Annotated in this window: 13 protein-coding genes; 4 read left to right on the forward strand and 9 right to left on the reverse strand. The window is 34.7% G+C overall.

What is annotated here, in order from left to right:
- Positions 1 to 2: 2 nt before the first annotated feature.
- Genes gatB through BN6559_RS09550 form a run of 3 tightly spaced genes read right to left on the reverse strand, consistent with a single transcriptional unit; the run spans position 3 to position 2,772 of the window.
- Positions 3 to 278, reverse strand: a complete 276-nt coding sequence (gene gatB, locus BN6559_RS09540; RefSeq protein WP_110954496.1) for a PTS galactitol transporter subunit IIB — start codon at positions 276 to 278, stop codon at positions 3 to 5.
- Positions 275 to 766, reverse strand: a complete 492-nt coding sequence (locus tag BN6559_RS09545; protein WP_199883896.1) for a PTS sugar transporter subunit IIA — start codon at positions 764 to 766, stop codon at positions 275 to 277. Before BN6559_RS09545 ends, gatB begins: the two co-directional genes overlap by 4 nt.
- Entirely contained in the window at positions 763 to 2,772 is a 2,010-nt protein-coding gene (locus tag BN6559_RS09550) for a BglG family transcription antiterminator (protein ID WP_110954498.1), read from the reverse strand. Before BN6559_RS09550 ends, BN6559_RS09545 begins: the two co-directional genes overlap by 4 nt.
- Positions 2,773 to 3,165: 393 nt before the next feature.
- Here BN6559_RS09550 and BN6559_RS09555 point away from each other — a divergent pair, with 393 nt between their 5' ends.
- Positions 3,166 to 3,603: an Hsp20/alpha crystallin family protein gene (locus BN6559_RS09555; protein ID WP_110954499.1), complete on the forward strand. Its 438-nt coding sequence runs from the start codon at positions 3,166 to 3,168 to the stop codon at positions 3,601 to 3,603.
- Positions 3,604 to 3,802: 199 nt separating this feature from the next.
- Here the strand turns inward: BN6559_RS09555 and BN6559_RS09560 are convergent, their stop codons facing one another.
- The 3 genes from BN6559_RS09560 to BN6559_RS09570 all read right to left on the reverse strand — a co-directional run bounded on the left by BN6559_RS09560 (position 3,803) and on the right by BN6559_RS09570 (position 7,436).
- Positions 3,803 to 4,723 (reverse strand): alpha/beta hydrolase, encoded by a 921-nt coding sequence (locus BN6559_RS09560; RefSeq protein WP_110954500.1) that lies wholly within the window; start codon positions 4,721 to 4,723, stop codon positions 3,803 to 3,805.
- Positions 4,724 to 4,818: 95 nt separating this feature from the next.
- A complete protein-coding gene (gene dcuC, locus BN6559_RS09565) occupies positions 4,819 to 6,186 on the reverse strand; it encodes a C4-dicarboxylate transporter DcuC (protein WP_110954501.1) in 1,368 nt (455 codons plus the stop codon).
- 110 nt (positions 6,187 to 6,296) lie between these two features.
- Positions 6,297 to 7,436 carry a M20 family metallopeptidase gene (locus tag BN6559_RS09570; protein ID WP_234407824.1) on the reverse strand — a complete coding sequence of 380 codons (1,140 nt, stop codon included), beginning with the start codon at positions 7,434 to 7,436 and terminating at the stop codon, positions 6,297 to 6,299.
- 248 nt (positions 7,437 to 7,684) lie between these two features.
- Here BN6559_RS09570 and BN6559_RS09575 point away from each other — a divergent pair, with 248 nt between their 5' ends.
- From BN6559_RS09575 to BN6559_RS09580, 3 genes are all read left to right on the forward strand, one after another.
- The gene (locus tag BN6559_RS09575) at positions 7,685 to 8,587 is read left to right on the forward strand and encodes a LysR family transcriptional regulator (protein ID WP_110954503.1); all 903 of its coding nucleotides are present in this window, start codon (positions 7,685 to 7,687) and stop codon (positions 8,585 to 8,587) included.
- 688 nt (positions 8,588 to 9,275) lie between these two features.
- The gene (locus BN6559_RS19250) at positions 9,276 to 9,431 is read left to right on the forward strand and encodes a hypothetical protein (protein WP_199883897.1); all 156 of its coding nucleotides are present in this window, start codon (positions 9,276 to 9,278) and stop codon (positions 9,429 to 9,431) included.
- Positions 9,424 to 9,747, forward strand: a complete 324-nt coding sequence (locus tag BN6559_RS09580; RefSeq protein WP_110954504.1) for a hypothetical protein — start codon at positions 9,424 to 9,426, stop codon at positions 9,745 to 9,747. The genes BN6559_RS19250 and BN6559_RS09580 overlap by 8 nt, the downstream gene beginning before the upstream one ends.
- A 205-nt stretch (positions 9,748 to 9,952) precedes the next feature.
- Here BN6559_RS09580 and BN6559_RS09585 read toward each other — a convergent pair whose 3' ends face one another.
- The 3 genes from BN6559_RS09585 to BN6559_RS09595 form a co-directional block, all read right to left on the reverse strand.
- Positions 9,953 to 10,945 carry a hypothetical protein gene (locus tag BN6559_RS09585; RefSeq protein ID WP_110954505.1) on the reverse strand — a complete coding sequence of 331 codons (993 nt, stop codon included), beginning with the start codon at positions 10,943 to 10,945 and terminating at the stop codon, positions 9,953 to 9,955.
- 336 nt (positions 10,946 to 11,281) lie between these two features.
- Entirely contained in the window at positions 11,282 to 12,241 is a 960-nt protein-coding gene (locus BN6559_RS09590) for a hypothetical protein (RefSeq protein WP_110954506.1), read from the reverse strand.
- 253 nt (positions 12,242 to 12,494) lie between these two features.
- Positions 12,495 to 12,845: a hypothetical protein gene (locus BN6559_RS09595; protein ID WP_110954507.1), complete on the reverse strand. Its 351-nt coding sequence runs from the start codon at positions 12,843 to 12,845 to the stop codon at positions 12,495 to 12,497.
- Positions 12,846 to 12,847: the final 2 nt, after the last annotated feature.

A 12,847-nucleotide genomic window follows, 5' to 3' on the forward strand; every position in this document is an offset into this window, starting at 1 on the left:
AATTATTTTAAATATCCTAATATTTTCTCTTCTGTTTCTGCTTTATTGATCCCCGTTAAAAAAGCCATACCATTTACATAGGGCAACCCATAATCTCTTTTGATTTTCATCGTAGTTACAATTAAATCTATCCCTTGTAAACTACTTTCAATTTCAGACATTCGAATTTGTAAAATTTCCACTTCAATACCATTTGCCTTGCACAGCTCTTTAATCTCATTTGCCGCAACGGTCGATGTTGCTACCGCACCACCACAAGCTACAATTACTTTTTTCATACTCGTTCCTCCTCAGATTTATCTTTTAACTTACTTAGCATCAGATTTTTAATTTCTTCTTCGTTACTGGAATTTAACAATACATCAATACAGCTCTCTTCCTGCAACATTGCAAATAATTTTTGCAGCATCGTTAAATGCTGATTGCTTTCCTTTAATGCCAGCAAAAATATCAGGTTGACCGCCACGGTTTCATCACTATTTTCCATGCGATGAAACACAACTGAATCAGCCAATTGCAATATCGCAATTCCATTTTTCACTACAGTTTTTTCGGGACTTGCATGTGGTATGGCAATTCCATTTTTCAGCAACTTTATTCCTGTAGGAAAATTGACTTCTCTTTTTAAAACATTCTCAATATATGCCGGTTTTATATACCCTTTTTCCAGCAAACACTGTCCTAATTTTCGAATTGCCGCTTTCCTGTCGCTCACATTTTCCTTAAGGCGAATTAGATCTGTTGTAATAAACCCTTCTATATTCACAAAGTCCACCTTCTCCTAAAACTTTTCATAAATTTTTGATAAGATTTTTCTCTAATCAGAGCCTTAACTCCATTTTCTTTAACCAAATATTCAAACAATTTCAAAAAAACAGTTTCCCATAAAGCAGCGTTATCTTTTGCTATATTGATTAAAAACACGACTTGCACAGGCTGTTCATCCCATAGAATCGGTTTATCCAAAATCAAAATTGCAATCGAAGATAGATCCATATCGTTATACATTGGATGCGGTATTGCGACTAAATTGCCGATTTCAGTGGATGATGCTCCTTCTCTTTCAAATACAGAAAGTTTGGTTTGCTCACTCATATACTTTCTCTTGATCATCTCATTTGTCATAAAATCTAAAACTTCTTGTTTATTTTTAAACGGCATATTTTTATAGAAACAATCTTCACTGAAAAATTTCTCATACGCGATCTCCTCATGTATCCCCGCCCTAAAAAGATAATTCTCAATGCTGTCTAATTCATTTTTATTTAATAAATTTGTTACGCGCATAATCTTTTCAGACTGTATATGTTCTATCGGTATCGTTGTCAAAATGATATCAATATCATTTACTGCGATTTCATCAAGTTCATACCCAGCTATCGTTTTAACGACTTGAATCTGATTTTTAAAATGTTCTTCTATTTTGGTTTTTATTAAAATTGCAGTCCCAATTCCCGTTGCACATACAATAATTGCTTTCTTTAAATTTGCCTCATCTTTTATCCCTTTACGGCTTAAAGCCGCACCAAAATGAATGGCAATATACCCAATCTCATTTTCATCTACATGAATCGTTTCCATTTTCTCAATGACACTGCTTGCAATTACTGCGATCTGAAAAGCTAATGGATATTCACTTTTAATCACTTCTAAAACTTCATTCCGAATATTCATCTGAAATTTCATTCTTGTAAGCGCGGCTTTGAGATGGAGCATCAGTCCTTTGATTAAATTTTGATCACTAGAAAAATCAATTTTCACAACTTCATCTATTTTAAATAAAATCTGCTTCAGCATATCTTCAATATGATCTGTCGGTTCCTCAGAACTTACATCTAAATATTTTTTACTTGCAATTAAATGCTGTGCAATATAATAAATTTCACTCATTGCAATATCGATATTTAACTGTTTGTAAATTTCCTCAATGATTCCCTTAGCAACCTGAAATTCTATTGTTTTTTCAATCTTTTTTGCCTGACTAATCGTATACACAATTTGATTTTCATATTTAGCTCGTTTAATTGCAATCGCCGTATGAATCAATAGATTTTTAATCGATATATCCGTCAATTTCATAGATTTGGCGGCTGTTACAGCAAGAATAATCTCTTGAATTTTATCCAGCGCAATTTCTTTAAAAAACTCTCGATAAAATTGATTTGTATAAATAAACGCCTGCTGCTCGCGATTAAATATATACTCCGAAATACAATATCTAAGCTGGGCTTCATTCCCTGAAATCTGTATCCCTTTACTTTTATAACGAATAACCCGAAGGGCATACTTTGCTATTTTTTTCTCGACTTCTTTCAGGCTGAGTTTCAGTGTTGATATACTAATAAACATCTCATCTGCTAAATCCATTTGCGTAATTTGCTTATTCTGCAATGCATTAAACAACAGTTTTTTAATAATATAAAACACCCTCGCCTCGTTTGATGTTAAATTCACTCTATTTACTGCTTGATCGATAAACCCCATTTCTTTAAAAGACTCTTGATTCGTAACAATCAAACTATAGCCAGCTCTACTCGTTGAGTGAACCGCCGCCCCCTTATCTTTCAAATAACTATGCAAACTCTTCATATCACTACGAATGGTTCTTGACGATACCCCCACCAGTTTGGACAATTCTTCGCCTGTAATACCTGCATCATGTTTCATCAACAATTTAAAAATTTTTAAAATTCGCTCGTTTGGTGTATTCATGTCATCACCCCTCTGGCTTAATTTTAGTTTAGCAATCATTCCATTCATAGCATAGTTCATCTATTTCCTTCCATCAAGGAAACATGCTGACCATACGATTTAGATATTTTCAAACACTTGATAAATGACGGAAATAGAGTTTCTACAAGTAAATAAATTCAGCTAAAGTCTTTCAGATCTTTATTGTTTTCGTGTAATTATTTTTACATAGTATTACTTTTTTGATTTTTTACTTCATGTATCAATGATCATACACACTACATATTTCCCTTTTAAAAAGTCATACTAAATTTTATTGGAGTCTTTTATTTTTCTTAAAATTTTATTAAATTCTCTACTTTGACCTTTTGACTTTTTCAATTATTTGCGCTATAATAAAGGCGTAAGGAAGAATCATCCATAGCCAACGCTATGCTGATTCTTGTCAATAAAATAGTTAAGGGGGAAGAGAGTATGTTTGATTTAGTACCATTCCGATCTCAAGGCAATATTGCTAAAAAAGGAGATGCTTTCGACCGTCTATTCGATTACTTTTTAGAGCAACCGTTTAGCGCAATGGGCAAGCTCCATTCTACATTTAAGGTGGATGTCAAAGATAACGGTTCTGTATATGAATTGGTCGCTGAACTACCGGGTATCCAAAAGGAAGATATTGCATTGCAGTATGAAAACAACTATTTAACAATCACTGCAAAGCGTGAAGAACAATCTGAAGATAAAAATGAAAACTATGTTTGCCGTGAACGCCATTTCGGTTCTATGCAGCGCAGCTTTTTCATTAGCGATATTGCCAGAGAAAACATCACCGCAGAATTTAAAGATGGTGTACTAAAGGTGGCTTTGCCAAAAGTGAATCCAAACGAGAATTATAAACAAATTGAAATTCATTGAGTCGAGACTAAAAACCTACCGCATAAATACGAAGCTGCTGAAAAAGTCTGTATTCAAAAAATCCAAGCAAAAAGAGGCCGTTAAAACGCACAAATGCGTTTTAACGGCCTCTTTTCTATGTGACTACACATTTTTTCTCCTTATTACATAGTACACCTTTCCTTACATTACATTGTAGAAATAATAAACCACATACGGATTATACCTCTCCCTCAGCAATCAGCTTTGCTGCTGCTGCTGCCATTCCGACATCATCATGTCCAACACCTGGGACCCTAATTAATTGCCAATGAAAAGGTACGCCCAATTCTGCTGCTTTTGCTTTTGCTTCCTCAAAGAATTGGCTTCCCCGTTCAAAACGATTTGCCCCTTGTGCATCCGCCTCTGGTGTTTTACGAAGTACCTTACTTCTTTTAATATCCTGCTCACCTAATAAAATCGTTACTGGTTTTGCAAATGCTTGCGCCAGCTCTTCTTTGTTCATCGACATATTTTTAATTCCATAAGGAAAATCTACAGTTGTATCTGGCATCGAATACCAGCCAGCATTCGCTGAAATGATTCTCTTCGCCTGTGTTTGTCCGCCGAAAAGTACATATCTATGGACTAACTGTGCACCAGCTGAATGTCCGAAAACTGCAACGTTATTACCCGTGGCGCCCGATCGTATCCGTGCTTCAGCAATCACATGGTTAATCACCGGAAAAACCCATTGATTTTTGGGTTGTAAATTTCCTTTATCATGATCCGTATCTGATACATTTCCTGTATTATAGTAACGCACCCCCGGGTACTTTGCTTCAGAATATTGTGGACATACGACCAATAAATTATACTGATCTGCATATGTCTTCCAGCCATCACGATACTCCTCTGCATTACGCTGCAACCCATGCTGTACAATAACAATTGGTTTATCCGGAGTCCATCCGGCTGGACGATAATAAAAAACCTGAAGATCATCCTTATTAACACCTGTAGTTTCCGGCATCGTAAACATGCCTGACCCGATATCCAATGATGCCGCTTTTTGTGGACTAGCAGCACAACCGACTGCCATCAGTAATAGAATAAAAAGACAAATAATAACCATATATACTTTAGAAAATTTATTTTTCATCCAGGAAGCCTCCAATTTTAAGGTTTCTTTTTACTTCGTCTCAATCTGAATATTTCGCTCATATCATTTCCCTAAAATTCTTCTTAAAGAACTCGTTAAAAGAAAAGAAAACTAGCAATCGTCGTAGCCAACAATGCCCCTGCCATAGGGATTGCTGTTCTTTTTGCAATATCAATGGGTGAAACCATGGCCAAGCCCGCAACTGCAACACAAACACCAGAAATCGGCGAAACCGCCCGGGCAATCGTACCGGAAAACTGCATCGGAAGCAAAACGTGAGCTGGATCAATATTCATGCGCTCGGCTATTGCAGGCACTAATCCGGCAAAAGAAAAGAGAGAAGCATCTCCTGAACCTGTTAAGAGTGATGCACCAGTAATGACGCCCTGCATAACAATAATCATCGACCATGAGCCCACCCCTGCTGTTTCTGTTGCCTCAATAATATGATGAATTGCTCCAATGACAGTTAACCCTGTTGAAAAAGTTTCAGCCGCTATTATCAAGGTAACGACCGATGCAAAAGAACTTCCCATCCCATCAAAAAAACTTTGCACACTGCCAAACACCGTTTGTGCATTTCTATGACGAATATACTCAAATACCATACTAATAAACATTCCAATTAAAATTGAACTAATCAGTGTCATTTTTGCCTTGGAACCAAATACAGGATTGAACACAAAAATTAAAATCAGTGGCAGTATCGGCAATAAAGCATATATAGCTGGTGGTAAATTCTTACCGTCTTCCTGCTGCAGTTCGATTGTTTCTTCCTTCCGAACTGCTATATGTCCACTCCTTTTATCAAACCATTTCTGCGTAAAATAATGCAAAATTGCAATAAGCGGCAAAACAATTGCCACAATTGGCAACTGATAGTTCAAAAAATACACCATGGCTTCTATCCCGGAGTTCTTAGCTACCAATTGAGAAGATGCGGCTACCGGTCCAAGATCAATACAAGAAGTCGTAACAATCACCGCTGCCGCTGCCGCTCGGCTGGCACCTAAGCTTACAAGGATCGGAAACATAGTCCCCATCAATAATACACCTAAGCCAGCTGCACTTGTAATCGCCATCTTCATGATCTGCCCAACAAAAAAACCTAATGCAAGTACAAGATAAGGTGAACGAACACATTTCAGTGGTTTAACACCTAAATTGACAAACACTTTATTAGCTCCTATCTTATCCATAAATCGCACATATCCGGCTACCGACATAATCATAAGCCCCAGCCCGGCAACCCGCTTACTCATTAAATCTTCGACTACCTTAAAAATATCAAACCAGCCTATTCCTAAGCTTTGTTTATTGGCAATAATTCCTTTTCCCATCAGTAGTGCACAGCCGAGCAATACCAAACCGCCCAGTAGAATAATTGGCTGTGGTTTATATTTTTTTATTACAAAAAAGCCCATTCCCATAGTAACAACCGCTGCAATAAAGATCTCCAGCATCAAATGATCCCTCCAACTTTAAACTTATAAACTCCTTTATCAATTACATTTACTAAGCTAATATTTTAAATTCCCGTGACTTAAACGCTAAAATTAAGCTTTCTATGCCATCATACTTTTTCTCTTAAAATATGCATTAACGTTCTACACAAAAGTTCATATCGTGGTATAATCGTATCAATTTCCATATATTCTCCTGAGCTATGCGCCCCGCCACCAACTGGGCCTAATCCATCAATCGTCGGTGTACCTATTGCTGCGGCAAAACTTCCATCAGAACCGCCTCCACTTGCCATCCAGCCAAAATCCACACCGATTTCTGCCCCGATATCATCAATTACCTGACAAAGCTGCATCGTCTTTTCTGTCGGCAGCATTGGCGGACGCGTTATCCCACCAGTAAACTCTGCTGTTGTTCCCTCTATATGCGGATTCGCTATCAAATCTTGCATCAGAAGTTCAATGGCTTTTGCTTCCTCCACATCGTAATAACGAATATCCAGTGCTGCTTTTGCTTCGGCGGGAACTGCACTAATTGAATCTCCACCTGACACCATCCCAATATTCAGTGTGGTTTCTTTCACATAATCGGTACGCCCTTGCAACGCCAGTATCCAATGCGCCAACTCCTCAATCGCATTTCTGCCACTTTTATGATCAACACCAGCATGCGCTGCCACGCCATGAACTGTAATATAATAACGCCCAATGCCTTTTCGCTTATTGACCAGATTACCATTGGCACGACCTGCTTCTAACACAAGCACATATCGGCTTTTTTTTGCCAGAGATTGCGAGTAGTGTTGTGAATATTTGGAGCTAATTCCCTCATGATCACTATTTAGAAACACGCAAACGGCTTTATCTTCAAGTTCACCTTGCTGTGTTAAATACTGCAATGCATAAAATCCACTAAGCATCCCAGCTTTGCAATCAATAACACCAGGACCATATGCACGATTTCCACGAATCGAGAAAGGACGTTGTTTTGCTGTTCCTACCGGAAAAACTGTATCCATATGAGCTAGGATTAAAACATCATAATGAGAAGCCTCACCATTGGTAATTTCCAGACAAGGGCCAATACTTGGTGCGAATTGATGCTTTTTTACCCGCCACCCAATACTTTCATATTTTTCTTTCATCATATTAGCGATCCGTGTTGTTCCCATGGATTCAGATGAAACACTATCAACGTTTACCATGTCTTTCAATTCTTCTAAATATTGCGATAATTCGAATGTCTTCATTTTATACCTCATTTCTTGCTCCTAAATTAAATTAAAATCCTCATCCTTTTCATGTACATCCTAATCGTTTTTACAGGATCAATTTGATTTCATCATACAAAGATTCTAGATGAAAGTACAATTCGTATTTCTACTATTGTTATTAGTAAAAATAATTTGATTAATAATCACAGTTAATGATATTATAGTAAAATATAATATCAAAGTTGGGACAGTATCGTTAAATGACTTAATTTAAAGGTGATTTTATGCTATTAAAACAAATTCAATATTTTATGGCAGTTGCCGAGTGTAAACATTTCACACGTGCTGCTGATCGTCTTTTCGTCTCACAATCCGCCTTATCACAACAAATTACCAAACTAGAAAATGACCTTTGCGTTAAACTCATCAACCGCATTAATCATCCTATAGAATTGACACCCGCCGGACAAGATTTTATGCAATACGCGATCAAAATTCTTGATGACATCTCGGCATTGCAAAATCAGTTGCAAAAATATCGTCCGTGCCAAGGACAAAATACCATTCGCATTGGTATGATTACAGGACTTGGCAATATCAATATCGCGGATATCCTCTCCTCGTTCAATACTAAATTTTCAGATATTAATTTTACCTTGACCAATAACCTGAGTAAGGAGCTTTGCCGCAAACTAAATGATGACGAACTTGATTTGGCACTTTTTGCTGCACCCTACAACATCAAAGATTATGATTTTGATTTCATCTCACTAGGAAAAGAAGATTTTGTTTGCATTGTCCCTAAGCTCCATTCCTTTGCCCAAAAGAAGATGCTTAATCTTAAAGACGCCAAAGATGAAAAATTCATTTTTCCTTCACCCGAAAATGTATCCTATGACATCTTCCTGACCGAATGCCGCAGATCTGGGTTCTCCCCCCATATTATCAGCTATTGTAACGAACCGGGCCGCAGAGTTGATCTGGTAAACGCAGGTCTAGGTATATCGCTGATCTCTCTGAGTGGTCTGCAATACTACAACTGCCCTGATATTACCGTTCTCCCGCTCGCTAAACCTTTTTATAAACACATCGTGCTCGCCCGCAAAAAACAGAAGCACACATTTTCATCACTTCAAACATTTTGGAATTATATACAAAAATACGAGGCTGACTATCATTATGTGTAAGCTCACTTATCCCCAAGAAGCCAAAATGGTAATTTCTAACATGAAAATTTTTTGTTAAAAATAAAGTCGGACATTTTTTCATCGTCATCTTTTTACCAATTAAGCTTACATATTTCCTTAAAAATAAAAAAGAAACGCCCGCCACGTTCATACAGAATTCAGCAGGAGTTTCTTTTTTTATTTTTATATTCTATTTATCCATTATTTCTATGAATTTTTTTCAATAGTTTATTAAGTGTCAAACTAGCAATCCATAGAAAAAACTTCAATAAAAAATCATGTTTTGCCTACTTTTGCTTGCAATCGATAAAAATTGTAATATAATTAGAAATAGGTGGAAATTAAAAAAGTCGCCGTGTCCCAAGAGTGGTGGAACACTCTTAGGCACGAGCAGGTGTCCGAAGCACCTACACGTAACAGCTAACTGTCTACGACGACAATTTATTATACCTTGCTTTTCCTTTTATTACAAGGGAGGCGTCTGTTTGCTCGGTATAATACAATTGAAGTTTTAGCAGAGGCTTAGCGTCTGCATGCAATCAAGATATAGCACTGCGCATGTGTAGGTTGAATAAACCTTCGCATGCGCTTTTTTAATTTCCCCTGAAACAAACTGTATGTTGGTTTCTTCTATCTACCTTAGCCAATAGGAGAAACCACATGCAGGATGATGATGGGGGGATATAAATTGGTATCAGTACAAGCCAGTAAAAATTTGCAGTCAATGCAGCATACCAGCCTGTGGCGGGGAGCCATCCTCGCCACCGCAAAAGGAAAAAGTTCGCTCTATTTACATAGAACAAGATATGTGTTCTTGGAAAATAGAGGTTCTATACATGTATAAAACCTACCGAACAACAAAAGACACGATTATCGGTGAAGAATCGGAAAATACCGATCTTACAGTTAAATTAATTACAGATTTAGATAAGAAAGAATACATGCTGATCAAACAGCAAGATGACGTTACGATCTATAATCTTTCGTTAGTTGGTCGAGTCACTGAAATAGTGGACGACGTTTCATTCGAAGAATATAGAGATCTTACCTACGCCAGATTAGACAAAGAACTATTATCACAGGGCATTACCCCCAAGAGAATGCATTCTCTAAAGCTCTACCGAAAATATATCATGGACAAAAGCACACCTAGCAGTTAATCCCTGCTAGGTGCACTTTTATCTGTACGAATGAGAGACTTCTAAAGACAAGAGAATACTCATTTTTGTCTAAAAACTAATAGCATGCTAGGGTTCCGGCGAACAGAAATGCTCAAATGTTAGACGCAACAAGAAGATTGTGAAATAGTCGTTTTTTACACGATCCGTTACAGCACCACTCTATCTGTAGGTAATTCTCCTCTTTTTATATGATAAAATGTTTTTTCATAAAATCTACGCTATAATTTTCTGATTCTTTTAAGGTTTTTTGCATATCTTTATCGTGCGTAAGTATAACAACATTTTTATCTTCAAATGCATATAAACAATATAATATTAGTAAATCAGCAATATCATTCGTTTTTAACTTTGCATCTGAATAAAATGTTTGTATTACTTTTTTCATAAAATGGTTTAATGTTATATCCATATTTTTAAAAATAGGTTCATTTTCTAAATGCATTTTTAAAAATAGTAAATTGTTTTTTAGTGCATTTTTATACTTCGAATTTTTGAAAACAGAGCATCTATTTTTTTTATTACTAATCCATAAAAATAAATCGTCTTGCTCTGGTAAGTTAATAGTATTGGAATTACCTAAATAAAACTTACATAATAGAATTAGTGTAAACCGCTTAATATCTGAATCGAATGCGGCTTTTACTATTTTTTTAGCCGATCTATCTTGATATCCATTTATATATAAATTTCTATACCTACTTACAAAAAAATTTGGGTTTTTTGTTAATTTTTCTTTAAAAAATTCACGAATTTTTATTGATTGGTTTATACATGTTGAATTAGTATCAATTATACAAAAAAGGATAATTGATAAAATTGAGTAAAAAATTTGAGCTGTAAATTCAGCTTCAATTTTAATTTTTCTTACTTGAATATTATCAATTAGATCAGAAATTTCATCTAGACTTGTACTGTTTTTAATAAAGTCTATTTCTTCATTTTCTATAGATAAATTACTTGTATTAATATATGAGAAATCTTTATCAATACTATCAAAAACTGTTTTTATGACTTTAAAATTTTTTCTAAAATAAATAACTACTTCAGCTACCGTTACAGATGTCAAATAGGAGTCATAATTTTGTACAATTTCTTTGAGTTTAAGTTTTTGTACAGTATTTTCTCTTAGCTCTAAGTAATTATAGAACATATTTGTATCAAAAATTATCTTTTCCATGTTACCCTTCCAAGTTTTTATTCAAATAAATGTTATTGAAAAACTCAGTCATCATTTATAAAGTTCTCCAATGCTCTGTTAAGAATCCAAAGGAATGTATACCTTTTCCTCAAAAACTATCAAAATAAAATTTAATCCATGTAAACAAACTAATAATTAAAAAGTAACCCTAATTTCTAAAAAAAATAAATTTTTATGTATTTTATTGTTATATTCTTGAATCGACAATAGACAAAGGAACTTTTACATTGTCTACTGCTTCTATTCACGAATAGTTAGTTAAAATAAAAAGTCTAGGTTCGCTTCATATCATGAACCTAGACTTTTTCATAAGATTTACGATACTTTTGATATCTTTTTATATACAATATTATCTAATTGTTCATTCGTTAAACATAATTCTAATAAAAGTGATTTTTTTATCATACGTTTTCTGAATTGAAGTAATGAATTTGGATTCTTGCGTGAATAATCTTCTACATATTGTTTATGAGGAGTTCCTCTTACTTCGTCTTCGTATATAGCTTTTTTCGATGGCTTTTCATAATACATATTTCCAAATTTATCTTGTTTAATTTTCGCTAAGCTAGTTTTATTGGCTTGATGATAATCCTGTCTCTCAACTAAAATTTTTTGTTGAAGGTATTCTCTTACAGAATAAGCAAATCTTTGACGAACAAAAAATTTAGGTACTAACATTAATGTTATGTTACCTGCTTTCAATGGATATTCTTCTAATAAATTCCACGAAAGGGTATCTTTATCCCAATAACTACCAATAATTTCTTTTTTACTCTCAAGGGCAATTTTATGTTTGCAACATTGAGCCTTAGTAAATTGATAAAGTTCTTTTCTAAGAATATTTGTTATCAAGTCCGACATTCTATCTTCCGCAAAATTATCAATAAAAAGACTTAGATCCTTGTGACTTTTAACAAGACCATCCGAAATTAGATTTTTTTCATATACTTGTTTAAAAATTTTGTGTAAAATGTCCGAAGATGCTCCTTTACCACTTGACTGTTTGCGAGAAAGACCTAATTTAGTTTCATTTGGTTCATGTCCGAAATCAAGTAGTGCTTGAAGTCCGTTATCATCATTAGTTTTGCAACATTCGAATACACGGTTAAAAAAACTATTTAGAACTATTGTACAGTGTCTTGAAAAAATATCGTTTGAACATTCTATGAGCAATGGATCTATGAATAATTTAGTATCTGTTTTTAAGTTAACATCTACGAAGTCAATATCCTCATGTCCGTTGATTTTAAGATTAATATACTTACTAAAGTGCATCTAATAATTCCTCCTTAAAATTGTAAAAATAGATATGCTATCTTTAACCTTGATTTTTTTTGAGAGTATGATACACTATGAGTGGTATATATCATAGTGAGTATTCTCAAAAATTGAATTGATTGAGTTGGTATCCAGATAAGCACTAATATTTGCTGTATTAGTGCTTATCTTATTTTTTAAGTAAATACACCATAACACCTCCTTTAGGTTTTGATATCTATATTAAACTGTAGTAAACACCACAGGAATATTAAAAAGCTTTTAATTGATTTAACCAGGCTTCGAATTTTGTAATATTAGAAAAGCATTCAATCATAATTTTACTACTTCTTACAGTTTCAGATTGATTTGACGATATAACACAAATCTTATCTAAGTGCCTATCATAATTATGATAGGCAGTATTAATTTTTCGTAATATTTCACTATTGGTAAGAGGCGAATGATGAACGTAATCCTTCATCAACCAACAATTATGTATATTAGCAAGTTCATGTGCCATAATCCTTAAACGTGGACCTATAACTAAATCATCGTAAAAAATATATATGAATTTTGATAATTTACGCTGTGGCAAATTACGTTTGCAACGGTTATTCATAA

This window comes from Massilibacillus massiliensis (assembly GCF_900086705.1).
Lineage (GTDB): Bacteria > Bacillota > Negativicutes > FLKF01 > FLKF01 > Massilibacillus > Massilibacillus massiliensis.

What these genes read in the sequence shown, in the direction of transcription:
- gatB (WP_110954496.1), bottom strand. Translation starts at nt 278, where the DNA reads ATGAAAAAAGTAATTGTAGCTTGTGGTGGTGCGGTAGCAACATCGACC.
- BN6559_RS09585 (WP_110954505.1), bottom strand. Translation starts at nt 10,945, where the DNA reads ATGGAAAAGATAATTTTTGATACAAATATGTTCTATAATTACTTAGAG.
- BN6559_RS09580 (WP_110954504.1), top strand. Translation starts at nt 9,424, where the DNA reads ATGTATAAAACCTACCGAACAACAAAAGACACGATTATCGGTGAAGAA.
- BN6559_RS09560 (WP_110954500.1), bottom strand. Translation starts at nt 4,723, where the DNA reads ATGAAAAATAAATTTTCTAAAGTATATATGGTTATTATTTGTCTTTTT.
- BN6559_RS09555 (WP_110954499.1), top strand. Translation starts at nt 3,166, where the DNA reads ATGTTTGATTTAGTACCATTCCGATCTCAAGGCAATATTGCTAAAAAA.
- BN6559_RS09550 (WP_110954498.1), bottom strand. Translation starts at nt 2,772, where the DNA reads ATGAACTATGCTATGAATGGAATGATTGCTAAACTAAAATTAAGCCAG.
- BN6559_RS09590 (WP_110954506.1), bottom strand. Translation starts at nt 12,241, where the DNA reads ATGCACTTTAGTAAGTATATTAATCTTAAAATCAACGGACATGAGGAT.
- BN6559_RS09595 (WP_110954507.1), bottom strand. Translation starts at nt 12,845, where the DNA reads ATGAATAACCGTTGCAAACGTAATTTGCCACAGCGTAAATTATCAAAA.
- BN6559_RS09570 (WP_234407824.1), bottom strand. Translation starts at nt 7,436, where the DNA reads ATGAAGACATTCGAATTATCGCAATATTTAGAAGAATTGAAAGACATG.
- BN6559_RS09575 (WP_110954503.1), top strand. Translation starts at nt 7,685, where the DNA reads ATGCTATTAAAACAAATTCAATATTTTATGGCAGTTGCCGAGTGTAAA.
- dcuC (WP_110954501.1), bottom strand. Translation starts at nt 6,186, where the DNA reads ATGCTGGAGATCTTTATTGCAGCGGTTGTTACTATGGGAATGGGCTTT.